Annotated in this window: 20 protein-coding genes and 2 tRNA genes; 18 read left to right on the forward strand and 4 right to left on the reverse strand. The window is 31.5% G+C overall.

The annotated features are described in order from the left end of the window. The first annotated feature begins 559 nt into the window (after positions 1–559). The 11 genes from AS4_RS06400 to AS4_RS06450 all read left to right on the forward strand — a co-directional run bounded on the left by AS4_RS06400 (position 560) and on the right by AS4_RS06450 (position 8,273). Positions 560–838, forward strand: a complete 279-nt coding sequence (locus AS4_RS06400) for a hypothetical protein (RefSeq protein ID WP_034614323.1) — start codon at positions 560–562, stop codon at positions 836–838. A 182-nt stretch (positions 839–1,020) separates the two neighbouring features. Beyond that, complete coding sequence (locus AS4_RS06405) at positions 1,021–1,242, forward strand: hypothetical protein (RefSeq protein ID WP_096733586.1); 222 nt, start codon at positions 1,021–1,023, stop codon at positions 1,240–1,242. Positions 1,243–1,965: 723 nt separating this feature from the next. Then, a tRNA-Met gene (locus AS4_RS06410) sits at positions 1,966–2,042 on the forward strand. A 208-nt stretch (positions 2,043–2,250) separates the two neighbouring features. Beyond that, positions 2,251–3,063, forward strand: coding sequence for a helix-turn-helix transcriptional regulator (locus tag AS4_RS06415; protein WP_096733587.1), 813 nt, complete (start codon positions 2,251–2,253; stop codon positions 3,061–3,063). Between the two features lie 81 nt (positions 3,064–3,144). Continuing rightward, positions 3,145–3,984 carry a sterol desaturase family protein gene (locus AS4_RS06420; RefSeq protein ID WP_096733588.1) on the forward strand — a complete coding sequence of 280 codons (840 nt, stop codon included), beginning with the start codon at positions 3,145–3,147 and terminating at the stop codon, positions 3,982–3,984. Between the two features lie 383 nt (positions 3,985–4,367). Continuing rightward, positions 4,368–4,583, forward strand: a complete 216-nt coding sequence (locus AS4_RS06425; protein WP_004721990.1) for a cold-shock protein — start codon at positions 4,368–4,370, stop codon at positions 4,581–4,583. Positions 4,584–6,143: 1,560 nt separating this feature from the next. Further along, entirely contained in the window at positions 6,144–6,422 is a 279-nt protein-coding gene (locus tag AS4_RS06430) for a hypothetical protein (protein WP_096733589.1), read from the forward strand. 180 nt (positions 6,423–6,602) lie between these two features. Next, positions 6,603–6,815: a hypothetical protein gene (locus tag AS4_RS06435; protein WP_004721987.1), complete on the forward strand. Its 213-nt coding sequence runs from the start codon at positions 6,603–6,605 to the stop codon at positions 6,813–6,815. Positions 6,816–7,326: 511 nt separating this feature from the next. Then, positions 7,327–7,403, forward strand: a tRNA-Met gene (locus AS4_RS06440). Positions 7,404–7,650: 247 nt separating this feature from the next. After that, positions 7,651–8,028 carry a hypothetical protein gene (locus tag AS4_RS06445; RefSeq protein WP_034618282.1) on the forward strand — a complete coding sequence of 126 codons (378 nt, stop codon included), beginning with the start codon at positions 7,651–7,653 and terminating at the stop codon, positions 8,026–8,028. Continuing rightward, positions 8,025–8,273: a helix-turn-helix transcriptional regulator gene (locus tag AS4_RS06450; RefSeq protein WP_096733590.1), complete on the forward strand. Its 249-nt coding sequence runs from the start codon at positions 8,025–8,027 to the stop codon at positions 8,271–8,273. Before AS4_RS06445 ends, AS4_RS06450 begins: the two co-directional genes overlap by 4 nt. A gap of 275 nt (positions 8,274–8,548) precedes the next feature. On the opposite strand, the gene AS4_RS06455 is transcribed toward AS4_RS06450, so the two are convergent. Together AS4_RS06455 and AS4_RS06460 are read right to left on the reverse strand one after the other, a co-directional pair. Further along, the gene (locus AS4_RS06455; RefSeq protein WP_096735488.1) at positions 8,549–9,598 is read right to left on the reverse strand and encodes a linear amide C-N hydrolase; all 1,050 of its coding nucleotides are present in this window, start codon (positions 9,596–9,598) and stop codon (positions 8,549–8,551) included. 12 nt (positions 9,599–9,610) lie between these two features. Further along, positions 9,611–9,823: a hypothetical protein gene (locus AS4_RS06460; RefSeq protein ID WP_096733591.1), complete on the reverse strand. Its 213-nt coding sequence runs from the start codon at positions 9,821–9,823 to the stop codon at positions 9,611–9,613. A gap of 504 nt (positions 9,824–10,327) precedes the next feature. Between AS4_RS06460 and AS4_RS06465 the strand changes: the two genes are divergently transcribed. The 3 genes from AS4_RS06465 (at position 10,328) to AS4_RS06475 (ending at position 11,602) form a co-directional block, all read left to right on the forward strand. Continuing rightward, entirely contained in the window at positions 10,328–10,519 is a 192-nt protein-coding gene (locus AS4_RS06465; protein WP_096733592.1) for a hypothetical protein, read from the forward strand. A 71-nt stretch (positions 10,520–10,590) separates the two neighbouring features. Beyond that, positions 10,591–10,818 (forward strand): hypothetical protein, encoded by a 228-nt coding sequence (locus tag AS4_RS06470; RefSeq protein ID WP_096733593.1) that lies wholly within the window; start codon positions 10,591–10,593, stop codon positions 10,816–10,818. A gap of 517 nt (positions 10,819–11,335) precedes the next feature. Continuing rightward, positions 11,336–11,602 carry a DUF2164 domain-containing protein gene (locus AS4_RS06475; RefSeq protein ID WP_096733594.1) on the forward strand — a complete coding sequence of 89 codons (267 nt, stop codon included), beginning with the start codon at positions 11,336–11,338 and terminating at the stop codon, positions 11,600–11,602. 382 nt (positions 11,603–11,984) lie between these two features. Here AS4_RS06475 and AS4_RS06480 read toward each other — a convergent pair whose 3' ends face one another. Then, positions 11,985–12,422, reverse strand: a complete 438-nt coding sequence (locus AS4_RS06480) for an SRPBCC domain-containing protein (RefSeq protein WP_096733595.1) — start codon at positions 12,420–12,422, stop codon at positions 11,985–11,987. A gap of 400 nt (positions 12,423–12,822) precedes the next feature. On the opposite strand from AS4_RS06480, the gene AS4_RS06485 reads away from it, so the two are divergent. From AS4_RS06485 to AS4_RS06500, 4 genes are all read left to right on the forward strand, one after another. Then, positions 12,823–13,017: a hypothetical protein gene (locus AS4_RS06485; RefSeq protein WP_004721972.1), complete on the forward strand. Its 195-nt coding sequence runs from the start codon at positions 12,823–12,825 to the stop codon at positions 13,015–13,017. A gap of 584 nt (positions 13,018–13,601) precedes the next feature. After that, positions 13,602–13,958 carry a hypothetical protein gene (locus AS4_RS06490; RefSeq protein ID WP_096733596.1) on the forward strand — a complete coding sequence of 119 codons (357 nt, stop codon included), beginning with the start codon at positions 13,602–13,604 and terminating at the stop codon, positions 13,956–13,958. A gap of 247 nt (positions 13,959–14,205) precedes the next feature. Further along, positions 14,206–14,388, forward strand: coding sequence for a ribbon-helix-helix protein, CopG family (locus AS4_RS06495; protein WP_096733597.1), 183 nt, complete (start codon positions 14,206–14,208; stop codon positions 14,386–14,388). Positions 14,389–15,015: 627 nt separating this feature from the next. Continuing rightward, positions 15,016–15,243, forward strand: coding sequence for a hypothetical protein (locus AS4_RS06500; protein WP_004721965.1), 228 nt, complete (start codon positions 15,016–15,018; stop codon positions 15,241–15,243). Between the two features lie 80 nt (positions 15,244–15,323). Here the strand turns inward: AS4_RS06500 and AS4_RS06505 are convergent, their stop codons facing one another. Then, positions 15,324–15,614 (reverse strand): hypothetical protein, encoded by a 291-nt coding sequence (locus AS4_RS06505; protein ID WP_004721964.1) that lies wholly within the window; start codon positions 15,612–15,614, stop codon positions 15,324–15,326. Positions 15,615–15,783 lie beyond the last annotated feature (169 nt).

The raw sequence follows: 15,783 nt of genomic DNA on the forward strand, positions 1-15,783 counted from the left end.
TAAAATTGAAAAAATATAAAAGTAATTTGAACATTAAAAATTGGATGATCTTTTGGAAATACTTTAAATAGAGTTGCTTTGTTGGTGAAGTTTTTTATAGCCAACCACTCGATAAGATTGATCCTAAAAAGCATAAATTAGTAGCAGAATACAAAGTACTTAAGTAAAACACGTATCTATCAAATCATTTGTAATACTGTGATTAAGCTAAATATCTATAGATTTTAAGTTTCTTATTCACCTTTATATTGAGTATTTTTCACCAATTAAAAGCAAGCTATAGCACTTGTTATATATTGCCACTGACAAATAAAATGAAACCCTAGTAAAATAGTAGGTATTCCTCCTATTACCGAATAATCGGTTTTTGCCTGCATTCTTTCCCCAAAGATGCAGGTTTTTTTTTGCCTTAATGTTTAAATTATTCATAGCATAGCCTTAGTGGGCTGCTTTTTTAATAGAATCCTTAAGCGGTTAAGGATTTTGAATTTTGCTCAAAGTTCATAAAATAGAGCTGAATGCGGTAGTATAGTGATTAACGACAAGAGTAATCATTACGATGAATGAAACCTTTACATATTTGTATACCCATGTGGGTATATTTGGGTCTTTACCTACACACAAAGTATTTACCAGCGATAAGAGCAATAGAACAAAATTAATTTTTGCTGATAATACATTTATTTACAGTTTAATTTCCTCTTGGGCCTTAAGTAACTCTGATTTTGATAGTGGAAAAGTGACATGGAAAGAAGAGCCACAAGGCTATCTAGAAAATGAAATAAAAAAATTAGCGATTTATAAAGCGAATCATCCCTTATTTATCACTGAGTCATAAGTTGATGTAGTCACTAGAGTGAAGTCACCGCTATTTTTAAATATTGATGAAAGATAGAGCAAAATATTGAAGAATGCCTTGCAGAAATGTGAGGCATTTTTAATCGCTTAATTTTTCTTAACGCGCCAAAAAAATGTCATAAATGAGTGTTATATTGCTTAAAACAATTGAGGGGAGCCAACATGGGTATCGATCTAAAAGAACTCAATAAGCAAATTGATGATTTTAAAGAAAGTAAGGATCCACAAAGATTAGTTATTGGTTATAAAACTTATTCTAAATTAATGAAAGAGAATAAGTTTTTAGATAAAATCAGCAAAGATGTGAATGACCCAATGATTAGATATTATAAAGAAATAAAGATAAAAATAGTCACAGAAAAGCATTTTTTTGAGATTGAGTAGCTGAATAAGCAATATAAGTTGAAATGAGTGAGAAATAATGAAGTTTGTGGTTAGGCGCTTAAAGCGTCTTTTTTTATAACAATTAACAGGTATTTATAGACAGGGAAGTATCAATAAGAAAAGGAAAGAGAGAAGTAATTATTGCAAAATGTTTTACTATTTAAGCAGCTTACTAAGCGATAGATTTTAATGTGATTTATTTATCCACATTAATGATTGAAAATTTCACGTTATTAGTGTATAAAAAAGCAACAACAATAAAATAAGGGTGATTACATGATATCTAAATCTATAAACATCGCATTCTTCTTTTCTATGTTTATTGTTCTTACTTTACTTATCCATTTATTTGGTAATATCCCTTTAGGGATATGGGTGTATAAGTAAATACAAATGGACCTAAAAGCTCATCAAAAGGTGGGCTTTTATGAATTTTAATATGTTGATAGGTGCTTAAAAACAACTTTGCTCTTTAACAACTTGGGTCATGGCATAGAGATTAGCGATGTTTGGTGCTAAATATGATGTTATGGATCTGGCAAAAGAGATTCAATCTAATCACTCCGAAATTCTCTGTTTTTATATTTTTCTAAGCACACCTGAAAACAATGCATAAAAGTATAAATATTGTGTGAATAGAATACTTAAATAGGGCTTTTTGAGATATATATTGAATAAAGGTTGTATTACTTGCCTTTAAGGCGTATAAAGTCACTTCGTTGATGCGGGATGGAGCAGTCTGGTAGCTCGTCGGGCTCATAACCCGAAGGTCGTTGGTTCAAATCCAGCTCCCGCTACCAACGAAAAAAGATTCAAAGTTTATAGCCTAGTTTGCTTCATGCTTACTAGGTTTTTTTATGCTTAAAATTTATTGCATTGAATTTAAGCGCTTTAGAATAGCAAAGATATAAAAAGCGCACTCAATCAATCTGCTTATTTATGCTGGGTATTTGAAGATAAGTAGAATAGTGTTATTTAATGAGTTTTCACTTTTAGCTTAAGTATTCTATGGCTCAATCTAATCTATATAAATTACCTGCTAAATATTGGATGGGCAGAATAGCAATTGGATATGGCATTGGCTATTTTGAGGGAGCTGTTGGTGATAACTCTCCACATCGTCATCACGCACATCAGTTAAGCTTTGCAAAACAACAGGGAGAGCGGATTCAAGTTATTGCTGATGATTATTGTATATGGAGTAGTGGGGTCTATATCGCAGCAAATACTTTACATCATTTGCAACCAGGAACTTACTGTTCGATCTATATTGATCAAACACATTTTCTTGCTGATGTCATACAGCATTATTTACAAGTTTCCTCACAACAAGACTCGTCGATTACGCTATTACCTGAAAATTTGGTGTCTATTCTTAGAGCGTATTTTATAGAACAAAATCAAACATTTGAATCTTTCCAAAAGCTTTTAAGTTATTGCAGTGAATCTAATTTCAAAGCTCAGTCAGTTAGAGAAGAGCGTCTTGCAAAATTTCTTATTCTCAACCACCAACAGAATTTGACAGTGAAACAAATCGCCTCACAATTCAATCTTTCAGAAAGCCGTTTTAGTCATTGGTTTAGTGATAATTTTGGTATTTCTTATCGTAGTTATCGGAAATGGTTACGCTTATTACAAAGCTTTCAAGCCATAGATCAGGATATTAATTTAACCAGCATCGCTCATCACGCTCATTTTTCTGATCAGGCGCATTTTAGTCGAACCTGCAAACAAATGTTTGGCATTCAACCTTCACTATTAAAATTTATTCCATCCATTGAGCAAATGCCAATATTGCTTTTGTCGGATCAAAAGCTATAAGAGATATAGCGGTTTCGTTCAATTTTTCTATCCAGCCAGTCAGCATACTCCCAAAACGTATTCTGTTGATTGGAGTTATAAATGAGCGCTTTTGTTAAAATATCTCTGCGATATTTATTTTATCCGCTTTGTATGCTGTTAACCGTATGGATGATGATGTTCATCGTCTCAGGGCAAGTTCCGTATTGGCCAAGTTCAATATTATTCATCTTGCTAAGTGGCGTAATGATTGCATGGGTTGAGCATTCTTTGCCTTATCAAGCAAAATGGTTGGATACATATCAAGATTTTGTTACAGATATCATCCATGCAATTTTTAATTTATTTTTGATCGTTTCTGTCTCAAAAATTATCGAATGGTTTAATCTTTTCCGGTTTATTCCACGATTATGGCCCGACCATATTTCGGTATTTTGGCAGATATTGATTGTTGCTGTGGTGATTGATTTTGGACTATGGTTCATGCACTGCCTAAGCCACAAATATCAGTTTTTATGGAAATTACATGCGATTCACCATCAATCACGCCGTTTATATTGGTTAAATGCTGAAAAGCGGCATCCACTGAGTGCAATCGTACTTGCTGGGCCTAGTTTGATCATCCTCGCGCTTTTGGGTGCTCCAAGTTTACTGATTGGGTGTTGGATGATATTTATGGCAGTGCATTTGTTTTTTCAACATGCAAATATTGATTATCGTGTTGGTCCTTTCAAATATATTTTTGCTGTAGCTGAAGTACATCGCATCCATCATAAACATGGATTTGGTCGTAAGAATTTCGGAGAAGTGTTCATATTTTGGGACATCTTGTTTGGAAGTTTTCACTATGAAGATCAAAAAATTAAAGCTGATCAAGTTGGTGTGCGTAGTCAAATACCCAACCAATATTTGGCTCAACTCCGCTGGCCATTTAAAAAGTAACCCTAAAGTAAGCATAAGAAAAATTGATGTATAGAACATTGGTTTTTTTCTTGTGAAATAGAAAGCGAATTGATTTTCTATCAATGATCGAGAAAGTAAGTTATTTGAGAAAGCTCTCACATGAGAGCTGTTCTAAATAGATAAGTTACTCTTTATTCTATAATAAAGTTAAATATTTATAAGAAAGCTTGCTTATTTATTTTTTTCCTGTAAAGTAAAGCCAACTAGAAAAAAGTCATGTTTTGGTAAATCTTCTCTAAGTATCGCAGTTTTAGTCATAATCCTTCGTTTTATTCAGATTTTAAGTTCAATTCTTTATTATTTTCGACGTTATCACTAGTCATAAAATGGCTTAAAATTTTTAAATCTCAGTAGGATTGATTATGTCAAACTCAAATGTTGTTAAAGGTACTGTTAAATGGTTCAACGAAACTAAAGGTTTCGGTTTCATTCAACAAGAATCAGGTCCAGACGTTTTTGCTCATTTCAGCGAAATCGCTAACTCTGGCTTCAAAACTCTTGCTGAAGGTCAACAAGTTGAATTCAGTATCACTCAAGGTCCAAAAGGTCCTAACGCTGTAAACATTACTCCGCTATAATTTGGCGTAAGTTGTAAAAAAAGCACGGTATCGTGCTTTTTTTAGCTCTAAATTTTTATTTTAATTTATACATTTCAATTATTTCTATAACGTTCTCTATAGTCAACCTGTCAAAAAACTCAGACACAATAATATAATTATTCTTAATCAATATTTTTAATTAAATCAATAGCATGTAAAAATAATTTGATTAAAAAGTTAGCAATGCCACACTTTACATTTAAAGTTTAAATACCTTTGCGTAGGCGATGCCTCACTTTTCAGAGATGAAAAGATGACAAAAATCTTCCGTTGGGCGAGGGGTACGTCCTGTACCCCCGCCCAACAGCGACATCCATGTCGCCCCACGGTAGGATCACCATCTATGATTCAAAAGCACAAAAACGAATTAATAACCAACAGTTTCTAAAAGTTCATACAAAAACTTAAGCTTCATTGATGAACAATGACTTGATGAAAATTATTTGTATGAATAATTAGGCGATTTGACTATATATTCTTATTAAAACACTGGACCTATTTAAAAGATCAATCATTCGCCTATCGGCAAAAATTTAAGCAAATCTAATCAATTGCTGTGTAAATCTCGTCTTTTTTATGCGGGGTACTGTATGGCTGCTGTGCTATTTCTAGATCAATAAACAAAAAGAAACCCGCATCATGCAGGCTAGTGTAGCGTTTCTTTATTGTCGTATGGACCACTCTCTCCAATGGTCATGCATACTATACATCTGTTATTTAATAATAAAAACGCAGTAAAATAGTCGAGATAAATATAGTGTCTTTTTCATCCAATGTGATTGATAAACGACAATAATTTGAATAACAGGATAGAATCCTACAAATTTATTTTTACACCATATTTTTAAATTATTCATTAAAAATCAGTAGTATATGTTTTTATTCTATCCCGCTCTGTGTAGCATTGAATGCACATTTTATTATTGTTATATGGTGCTTATTTGTGAGCATACGGAGTTCTGATCTAAAGTCTTTTATTAGTGTTGTTTTGAAATTAAATAGCCGATGAATGGTATTGAAAGTGAGATTTATATTGTATAAATTAAGTTTAGCTAAACATATATCACAAGTTTACATACCCACTTACTCTATCGGTGGGTATTTTTTTCTATATTTAATGAAAAGGTTGACGATGATTTAATTTTAAAGTAAATTTAAATTGTTATTTTACTAATAATAAATAACAAAAATCCTTAGTCAGCGCAAAATTAAGGTGAAGCCTTACAGAAATGTAAGGCTTTTTTTATCAGATCAGCGCATGTTTAGAATAAAACCATTTTTGAGGTTGATGATTGATCTATATACTAGAGTGAACATTGGTTTTTAAAACAGCTTTGCAAGTACCGAAGGAGGGAATTGTTTAATTGTATTCAAGTAACTGAGCATTATTGTTGAAGTATCAATATTGATGCATTTGCAGTAATTGAAGCCAAAAGGTAGCGTACATCTGAACGAACTTAAGTAATGAATATTTTATTGATATGACAAGTAAAAATGAATTTGTTAAATTAAGTGAACGATACAAAGGATGGTAATGCGATGAAAAAATTAATTTTAGCTGGGAAGCTGGTTGAGGCAACCTTAGAGGGTGACCATGTCACACGATTACTCATCGGAAATTTAGTCGGTTTTCTGATAAAAAATGGAACAGTGAATTATGAAGACTATTTTCAATTTACCCAACAAACAAAAAAATACTTGATTGAAACGTCTGAGGATACCAGTGAATCCAAAGTAAAAATGATTGAAAGTATTTTTGATCTTCATCTTGATGATTTAAAGGAGATAAAAGCAATAGATCCTAAAAAACCTGAGTAGCATCAAGAAGCAATCTTTTTGATAAGCACTTAAAATGTAAGTAAATAAAAATTTTTATAATAATTTACTGTTTTTGCAGTATATTGAATTGCGTTTGATGTACAAGCATAAATTTAATAATCATTGAATGTTTTGGTTAACAGTTTTAGCTGTTTTTATTTAATTTTTAAGGTGTTTTTTATGAATAAACTCGACATAAATGTAAAGGATCAATTTGGAAAGTGTTACGCAGTTGAGGCAACATTAGATGATGTTGTGATAAATCCAAATAAAACTCATGAGCGTATCAAATATATTATCGTTGAAAATGAACTTTTGCGTCCTAACTTCGAAATGCTTTTTGAAAGCAGCAAGAATGGTAAAATTTATAAGATTTTGGAACCTATGATTTAAATCAAGCCACCCACGGGTGGTTTTTTAATCGCTTAAATTTATATAGTGACTAAGGCAAATCTTCGCTGTTTATTTGAACATTGTATTGCAGCACGCTTTGGCTAATTTTTGTTACATAGTTTAATTTAATTAATAAATAAAGGCTGATATACTTTTTTTGAATTGTTGTGCGACTCACACATCATTCATGCGCCTCCAAAAAATCAGCCCACTTTTTAGTGGGCTTTCTAATGCTATATCAATGGCTGGTTTAATTAAATTGTTATTTGGGTAAGCGCTAAAGATGCCTTGATGAGGATAAAAGTATAATAGATCGCTATCGAAATATTCGGTTTTTAATCTTAAGTAAAAGGTTAAGCCGTTGTGTTTTTGAAGTTAAAAGAGCATACGATCACCAGTCAACAATGAATGCTTTTAGAGTGTTCTGGATGCCAATCAATAATTCTTTTAAACATATATAGAATAAAGGTTGTATTCCTTGTCTTTAAGGCGTATAAAGGTGCTTCGTTGATGCGGGATGGAGCAGTCTGGTAGCTCGTCGGGCTCATAACCCGAAGGTCGTTGGTTCAAATCCAGCTCCCGCTACCAACGAAAAAAGATTCAAAGTTTATAGCCTAGTTTGCTTCATGCTTACTAGGTTTTTTTTATGCTTTTAAATCAGTTAGCTTTAGAAATTTATAATCAAAGCGCGGATAAATGCTGTGAAAAAATGACAATTGAAGGCGCATTTCAAGTTTGTTGTCTAAGTTAAAATAAAAACAATATGTAAAGTATGCTTTACATGGGGTGCTATTTGATCTAAATTTGTGTAAAGCTTACTTTACATGGTTGCCGTATGAAAAAATATAAATCTCTGATTGAGTTTAGTGCATCAATACTGCTTTATGTTGTTGTGCTTATTTGTTCATTAAATTATTTAAAGAATGACGATATCCGTTATTCAACACAAATTTTTGTGACATTATTGCCGATAATTCCCTGTATTTTGGTGGGTTGGAGTGTACTCAGACAATTAGCACGCTTAGATGAAATGCAACAACACATCCAATTACAAGCTTTTGCGCTCGCATTCGTAGGTACCGCACTGATTACATTTAGCTATGGATTTCTTGAAAATATTGGCTTTCCACATCTTTCTATGTTTTTTGTATGGCCTTTAATGGCAACGTTGTGGGGTGTTGGTATTGCAATTGGGAGTTGGCGTTATCGATGAAAAATATCTTATCTGAACTGAGAACGCAGCAAGGTTGGTCTCAGCAACAATTAGCAGAATATTTGGGAGTCTCTCGCCAGACGATCAATGCGATTGAAAAACAGCGCTATGATCCTAGCTTACCTTTGGCATTTAAAATTGCGAAATTATTTAACCGATCAATTGAAGCAATTTTTAAAGATGAAGAAAGTTTTCAAAATGAAAATGACGTTATAAAAGCAGAAAATTCTGCCGCTAAAAAATAGTGTATTTGAATATTTTTTTAAATTATTATTTTATCGATTTTAGCAAGTACTACTAAGAAATGACCAATTTTTCTTATTGGGCTTAGTCAGTGAAATGGGCATAAGCGGTCCAATTGCGGATAAACTGGTAAAAGCTTTGCTGGGGCATAAATTTTTAAGCAAGCCTCCACTTCAGGAGGCTTGCTTTTGAGCAGAATTTCATTTGAAGTACATGAGTTTGACATGTGTATCTATACTTACACTTTATAAAAAAATCAGTGAGCTATGGCTTAAAATCAATTTATTCCTAAAAACTGAAATGGCTTTGATGCTTTAAAATAAGCATTTGATTTCCCAGAATAGGTGATTGCTTGGTCTTTACCTAAGGTCAATTTTTTGGTTTGTCCATCTTTGAAATTAATATCTTTTAAATCCACCCAAAATACATTGGGTGATACCGCAGATTCAAAAAAGTAAAGGCTTCTCTTATGGTCAACAACAGTACGCCAACGTGTAGAAGAAATATTTGGTTCTTCCGCTGTATTTAATCCAAAGGGTACGGAGACATTTCTGATTACACCAAAAACACTGGCGATAGAATGCTCAGGTGAAGCATTTTTAGGTATTGCATTGATATAAAATGATGCTCTAGCAAAACGATCTGAGGCACGATTGGTTCCCGGTAGCATGACGGTTCCGCCAATTTGTTGCCAATAACTGTTCAGCGCCAATTGCTGATCAAAGGTTGGGGAATTGGTCATCACCTGATATTTGCGGTTATGATGAATCACTTGCTTGCCGTCAATATACTCAATAATTGCACTATCACCAGATGCATCAGAAATAGAGAGGTGCAGGGTAGTGAGTCGTGTATCACCTGGAACAGTATCTGTAACAACAATAAAAGGCTGTTTTTCTAAAGCACGTACAGCTTCATCTACAGTTGCATAGTTGTCTAAAACATATTGTGCCCACAGTGAAATGCTCAGTGGTGGTTTGTTGTTCTTTTTAGGATCTGGATAATCAGATTCGACTAACCAGAGTAAGTTAGCCACTAACCCTTTTTCATTTACCCCATCTGTTGTGGATACGCCATAACCTGTTGCCACAACGCTCCCATATTTGGATGCCCACTGAATAGAATTTGGACCAGCTAAGCCTGTACGTTTGACATTACTGGGTAAAATCCATAAATCTGTCCCTACGTCTTGTTTCCAGTCCATAGAGCGTGCAGTAATCACTTCATTATTGTCACCTAGATATACTACACGTGTACATGCAGTGCTGACTTCTGCAGCGACTAGAACGCCCGCAGCAAGTAATATTTTTTTCAAAGCATTATTCATCATCATTCCCTCTCAAAAAATTGGTAAATTAATGCCCAGAACAGGGCCTTGTTGTGAAATATTCCAATGAAAGTTATTGGATTTATAATTTTTTTCAAAAGCAAAGGCAGGTAAATTAAGAATTAACTTTGTCGCAACATCAAAAGAATTGCTGAAGTATTTTGCAAAAGCAGGCTGATTCAAAATAATACCAATCGTTATATATAAATATTTATTAAAGTTCATAAAATTTCACATTTTTTGCTATGTGTCTAATTATTATACTAGCACTGATTTTTATATTTTAGATAGAAATATTTTAAAAAATTGTTGCTGATAAAACGCCTGTTATTTAATATTTTCTACATTTATTTATTAATTTTATTAAATATTTGCACTATCTATGCTATTCTGTACAGTTATTTTTAATAAAATATGTGTAGACCATATCAATATGATTCTAATAATTATTGATATATCGAAATTTTAATATGTTGTAAATTTTAATTTTAATGAGTAAGTAGTAAGGTGGAATAATTTTTTAGATTTAAACTATTTTTTATATGAGGATGATAAAATTTTTATATATATTTTCAATTATAGAATTTAAATAAAATAAATAACTGATATAAACCAATGCTGTTGTTGTTATAAATATATCTTGATACGTGTAAATACTATCTATTCATTTAATAAAGGCGCATCTTGAATGAGTCATTAATATGAATGACAAAAAAAAGAGATATCACTATGTCAAATTTTAACAAGCAACCAAGTAGCACTCAGAATAACCAACCTGATGCTAATCAAAGCAATCAATCACAAGCACCGCAGCAGCAACAAGCAAATAAAGATCAGAATAAACAACCTGATAGCAATCAAAGTAATCCATCTCAAGCACAGCCAAAGAAAGTTGAAGAAACCCAAGAGCAAAAAAAATAGTATCTAGGTTTTTATTGAGTTAAGTGTAAATTGAAAGAAGGGAACTTTTTTCAATTTACTTAGGAGTTTAAATGGTGATTAAAAATGTAACTGTGCATAAAATGTATGAAGAATTTCAGCAGTTTCCAGTCATACAATATGTGGGAGAATATGATGAGTCATTTAATTTAATCAAACTATTTAATCCATTTAATCAGGAATTAAGTAGAATATTTGGAACATATCAATGGGCTTTAATTGGCACTGATGAGGTGTTTTTTGTAGAGGAAGATTCGGAATTTCAAGAAAGAACCATCTAAATAAAATAAATTACTAGAATTTTAATCATTTTTATAAAACAATATATGTATTTAATTTCTTTTATAAGTAAAAAAGATCATGTTGAGTGAAGCATATTGATATTGAACGTTTCTTCTCCATTTGGAGACGGCTAGGGTGAGGGGCTTTTACATCGATTTATGATTTTAAAATGACTTATAAAAGAAGCCTATTCGTAAACGCTAAATTTATTAAATTGGTGTTTTAAAAAATTTATAATCTTATATTAAGAAAATTGTTCAAGATGATTTTCTGATCTATTATTACTGTGCTGTGAATGTCATGTTTTTTTATTTATTGCCTACTATCAAATCCTAAAAAGGATGTTTATCTTCAAATTAGTTTATTTGTGGCTATTTGAGTGATTTTTATATTTGGTTATGCACGTGTTCAAGCCGATAGAAAAATTAAAATGTACGACATGATAAGACGCTATAAGATTGAAAAAGCACTGAATAAGTATTGTAATGGGCTCTCGTTATTTTCAGAATAAAGACTATGGCTAAAAAGCAAATCATTACATTTGATGAGTTTACTCGTGAACAATTAATTTTTTCATTGAAAAAATACGCCTTAAAGGAACTAGACTTGGATCTAGGCAACTTTCCAGCGCAGTTTTTATTTGATTTTATTGTAGACGAGTTTGGCCATCATTTTTACAATCAAGCGCTCAATGATACCCATGAATGGTTAGCAGAAAGATTTGCTCATTTAAATGAAGATTTATTTATCTTGTCTAAAGAAAAAATAAACAAAGCAAAATAAGCAGCATCTTAGAAATCGTATACAGCATGATTTCAGTACTTGATGTTATAAGGTCAGCAGTAAGGTTACACTGATTTATGATCATTCAGGCTGAAAAGCTTTTAGAAAGCCCCACCTAAGTATTTTAGGATAGTGCTTACTCGGTTCTTTCGATAGAGGATTTAATGAGCCGATATCTGAAAAAAGCTCATTGTTTATGATGACTCCACCATCCAATTTAAATCCTAGTGAATAGAACCCATTCCCCAATATCGAGGCTAACACTAAAGCTAAGTCGGCATCACCATGTTCATCCTATAATTCTTCCTAGAGTGCTGGATTGCAAGTATAGCGAGCAAGTGACGTTGCTTTTAGTTCTAGTCGATGTGCTCGGTGAAGGCTTCTATTGATTCTCTAATTTTACTTTAAGCGCATGATTCATTCGTTCAAAACCGGGCTTGGTTTTTGTTTGTAAGTTCTTAAGAAGTGGTTTGACTAAAATGCCACTAAACGCTTCACTATGGTTCAATCTGGTTTGATTATTGGCTATTTGCTCTAATCTAAATTTATGTTCTCCGTCAAATATTCCCTTCACCAATAATTTTCCGCGCCAGCTAAATTGTTTATTTTCCTGATTTTCAAGCACAAGCGCTTTAAAAGACATTTTACTTTTCACATCATTTTGTATGGTGACATTGATCTTGCCACCTTGATGGGTTTCTCCTGAAACATTGATGATAAATGGATTCCAATTTTTATAGTCTTCAAAATTTGTGAGGGTTTTCCAAACAATATCAATGGGTGCGTTGATTAAAATTTCTGTGGTTATTTCAAATTTCATATTCGCTCTTTTGACTGGCTTGTATTTTATCCAATATACACTTATTTCAACTTTTGAATATCGCTAAAATTAACCTCACATTGTTAAGAGGTCGGTTATATTAAATCATTGGATAAAATGATAATTGTTGGATTTTTTTAACGTTGTTCTAAGCTGCGTCTTGATATGATTCATTTTTTATAATTAAAAAGCAATTAGCATAAAGGATAAGTTCAATATTTTAATCGATAAAAAATAGCTTCATTTAAAACTATAAATTGTTAAGCATCTTATACGATTTCTGTTGATAAAAGATTTTTGAGTTATTGTGATATATTTCACTTAATTTATTGTTAGTTTGAATCATGACTTGTTTTTGTGTAAACTAGACAGGTGATTTAGTGGTTTTATAGAGGTAATTATGATGATTTTTTATGATGGAGAACATATTTTCCCAGAGCGTGCCAACGAATTTAAAAACTTTTTAAAGAAATACTTGATGGAACATCAAGCTGAATATTTATTAGAACAAAAAACATTTGTATACGATAGTGACTGTGACGAGTTTTTAGAGTCAGACATTCAGGAGTTTTATAAAATTTGGTTGATGGCTTAGTACATAACATCCTACTAAGGGGGCTAAAAAACTAGCTTGTCAGAAAAGTAGAGCTCGTTCTTCTAGGTAGTTTTTACAATGACATAGCGTACATCGTCTATATTTTAAGCATCTTGTTTTCTGATATGGAAATAATGTTGATCGCAGAGCATGCTAAATATATTAATGAAAAGAAATATAATAAATACCTTAATAAATATTGTATATATTTGAAATAATAAAGATTTAAAATATTTCCTTGTTAATTTCTCTGTAAATTAGAGTTTTAGAATAAATATTTGTATTTAAATTATTTTATTGCATATTTTGAATTTATCGTGTTTGAATTTATCAAAAAAAAAGTCGTTTATTCATATTTATATTCATACTTTTTCGTACAAGATTGAAATTTAATCAGTATTTTTAGACCAAATAAAACATTTTAATTGTAGATTAATATTAACCTAATCCTTTGTTTAAATTAAAAAAAGTTACAAATTATTATCATAAAATAATATTATATTATAATTTCATGATACTTTTTAAACATGAGGGTGCTTTAAAAGCAGCTCATATTATCCCTACTTAATAAAAGGCATATATAAATGGCTAAAATTGACTTAACACCTTTAACAGAAATTGATGGATTCACTGCAACAGCACTTGTCGATAGTACAAGTGGGCTGTCATTGGCTTCATATGGAGCAGGAATTGATTTGGAACTTGCGGCTGCAGGAAATACGGAGGTTTTAAAAGCAAAAATGAAAACAGCAGAAGCTTTGAATTTACGCGATACGATTGATGATATTTTAATTACTCTTGGAAAGCAGTATCACTTATTGAGACCTCTGGATAAAAACAGTAACTTATTTTTATATTTAGTATTAGATCGCCAAAAATCTAATTTGGCAATGGCACGACATGAACTCAGAATTTTTGAAAAAGAATTAGATTTTTCTTAAGCATCAATGTTTGGCTATTGCATCAGCGCTGTTGCGATAGCCTTTTGGGTATTTTTTCGCTTTAAAATCAAAATATTTAATAACATGCATAATAATTTATACTGTATTTATTGCTGGAATCAGAAAATAAATAATTTAAATTCAATGGTGTATATTAAAATGTGAGTATTGTGAGATAAAAATTAACATTGAAAATATTTTAAATGTTATTACAATTCTATTTCTAATAAATTTAAGGGAATAAGCTATGGAAAATAAAACGGCAAGATTAACAATCTTGATTGATCCCAATAAAAAAGAAGCTTTTGAGGCCTTATGTAATCGCCAAGATTTAAAACCATCTCAGGTTGTTCGTCAATTGATCCGTGAATATTTAGACAAGCATGATGTTGAATATTCAACTAAATTACCTATAGCAAAAAATAAATAGAGAGCAATTTTCTCTGTTTATAAATATTTTATCGAGCCGTAATATTTATTTGATATTTCTAGTTTTTTTTAGCACATAAAAATAATGTATTAAAACGAAAATGATCATTATACAAAGTTTTTATTTAATGTTATTGAGATTTTTTGGGGTTGATCAATATTAAATTATAGTCAATCAAACTTATCTATTATCTACCAATTAAAAAAATATTCAATTTCAAAATTGCTGTGATATCGTTCAATAATGTTACTGCATCTTGCAGATCAAAGCGCATCTGACTATATTAAAACTACAGTAGGTCGCTAAGACGCTACGAAGTAGTTGGACAGATCAATGACGGCTTGTTGAATTTGTGACTCCAGTTCAAATAAAAAATAAGCACTAGCTTTCCAACATAAAAAGCTCGCAGAAATGCGGGCTTTTCTTTTTCTGATTTTTGAAACGTCATGAAATAATTGAATCAAGCTGTATTTACACAAAGTATTCAAAGTAACTATTTATTTTATAAATAGAAAAAATAGTAATGTAGCTAATTTTTAACATTGCCATAAAATCTAACAACTTTAAGCTAATTTTTAGTTTGGCGCATGCTATAAGAAAACAGTATATAAAAAAGAGGACAGAAAAATGACTGAAATGATTACAGTAAGGGTCAAGGATCAATATAGTAATGAGCTGAATGCGATGGCTTGGTTAAATAAGCTGCAAGAGCATGAGGACACAGATAATTTATCATTGTTCCAAAAAATTGATCATATTGTTGTGGATGGTGAGAAAATCTTACCGAGTATTGAGTTGCTTTTTGAAAGCAAAGAAAGTGACAGTATTTATCGTGTGATTGAACAAGTCAGCTAATTTTATCGTGAATTAAAAAACGTGTTGGGTTAAAAAGCCCAACACGTTTTATTTTTAATCAGTTTAAAATGATATAAATATTAAGCGGCTTTAAAATGATCGAGTGTGACGGCAACAAGATGATATAAGGCCAAACGATTTTTGTTTGCATGCTCAATTGCATTTTTTTCAATTTTAAACTTATCTTGAAGTGTCCCTCGAGAATAGCTTTCAACCAAAATATGTTGAGATGAAATAGGATCGCTTTTGATACGTAAATCTTTTTGATATTTAATATTGGATACAGCATTTAAACATTGTTCAAACGTTGGATAAAAATTTGAAAGTTCTAAAGCTGTTTGGTTTGTCGATTTTGTAAGGTATTGAGTCATAATTGTCTAATTGTTTTAAATCATTGGCGTGCCCATAATTCTACAGAATGCGTGTAAAACAGACAATGTGATTTTGTAAAGAGATATGAATGTCTGGGAATACGCTTAAGTCGGCTTAAAAATTAATCGGTATTACTCCCATTTAAAATTGCAAAGTCGGGATAATACT

The sequence above is a fragment of the Acinetobacter guillouiae genome (genome assembly GCF_002370525.2).
Taxonomy (GTDB): Bacteria; Pseudomonadota; Gammaproteobacteria; order Pseudomonadales; family Moraxellaceae; genus Acinetobacter; species Acinetobacter guillouiae.

Coding starts and splice junctions, on each gene's coding strand:
- AS4_RS06495 (WP_096733597.1), top strand. CDS start 14,206: ATGGAAAATAAAACGGCAAGATTAACAATCTTGATTGATCCCAATAAA.
- AS4_RS06425 (WP_004721990.1), top strand. CDS start 4,368: ATGTCAAACTCAAATGTTGTTAAAGGTACTGTTAAATGGTTCAACGAA.
- AS4_RS06450 (WP_096733590.1), top strand. CDS start 8,025: ATGAAAAATATCTTATCTGAACTGAGAACGCAGCAAGGTTGGTCTCAG.
- AS4_RS06460 (WP_096733591.1), bottom strand. CDS start 9,823: ATGAACTTTAATAAATATTTATATATAACGATTGGTATTATTTTGAAT.
- AS4_RS06430 (WP_096733589.1), top strand. CDS start 6,144: ATGAAAAAATTAATTTTAGCTGGGAAGCTGGTTGAGGCAACCTTAGAG.
- AS4_RS06470 (WP_096733593.1), top strand. CDS start 10,591: ATGGTGATTAAAAATGTAACTGTGCATAAAATGTATGAAGAATTTCAG.
- AS4_RS06465 (WP_096733592.1), top strand. CDS start 10,328: ATGTCAAATTTTAACAAGCAACCAAGTAGCACTCAGAATAACCAACCT.
- AS4_RS06505 (WP_004721964.1), bottom strand. CDS start 15,614: ATGACTCAATACCTTACAAAATCGACAAACCAAACAGCTTTAGAACTT.
- AS4_RS06475 (WP_096733594.1), top strand. CDS start 11,336: ATGGCTAAAAAGCAAATCATTACATTTGATGAGTTTACTCGTGAACAA.
- AS4_RS06485 (WP_004721972.1), top strand. CDS start 12,823: ATGATGATTTTTTATGATGGAGAACATATTTTCCCAGAGCGTGCCAAC.
- AS4_RS06480 (WP_096733595.1), bottom strand. CDS start 12,422: ATGAAATTTGAAATAACCACAGAAATTTTAATCAACGCACCCATTGAT.
- AS4_RS06445 (WP_034618282.1), top strand. CDS start 7,651: ATGAAAAAATATAAATCTCTGATTGAGTTTAGTGCATCAATACTGCTT.
- AS4_RS06415 (WP_096733587.1), top strand. CDS start 2,251: ATGGCTCAATCTAATCTATATAAATTACCTGCTAAATATTGGATGGGC.
- AS4_RS06400 (WP_034614323.1), top strand. CDS start 560: ATGAATGAAACCTTTACATATTTGTATACCCATGTGGGTATATTTGGG.
- AS4_RS06420 (WP_096733588.1), top strand. CDS start 3,145: ATGAGCGCTTTTGTTAAAATATCTCTGCGATATTTATTTTATCCGCTT.
- AS4_RS06490 (WP_096733596.1), top strand. CDS start 13,602: ATGGCTAAAATTGACTTAACACCTTTAACAGAAATTGATGGATTCACT.
- AS4_RS06500 (WP_004721965.1), top strand. CDS start 15,016: ATGACTGAAATGATTACAGTAAGGGTCAAGGATCAATATAGTAATGAG.
- AS4_RS06405 (WP_096733586.1), top strand. CDS start 1,021: ATGGGTATCGATCTAAAAGAACTCAATAAGCAAATTGATGATTTTAAA.
- AS4_RS06435 (WP_004721987.1), top strand. CDS start 6,603: ATGAATAAACTCGACATAAATGTAAAGGATCAATTTGGAAAGTGTTAC.
- AS4_RS06455 (WP_096735488.1), bottom strand. CDS start 9,598: ATGAATAATGCTTTGAAAAAAATATTACTTGCTGCGGGCGTTCTAGTC.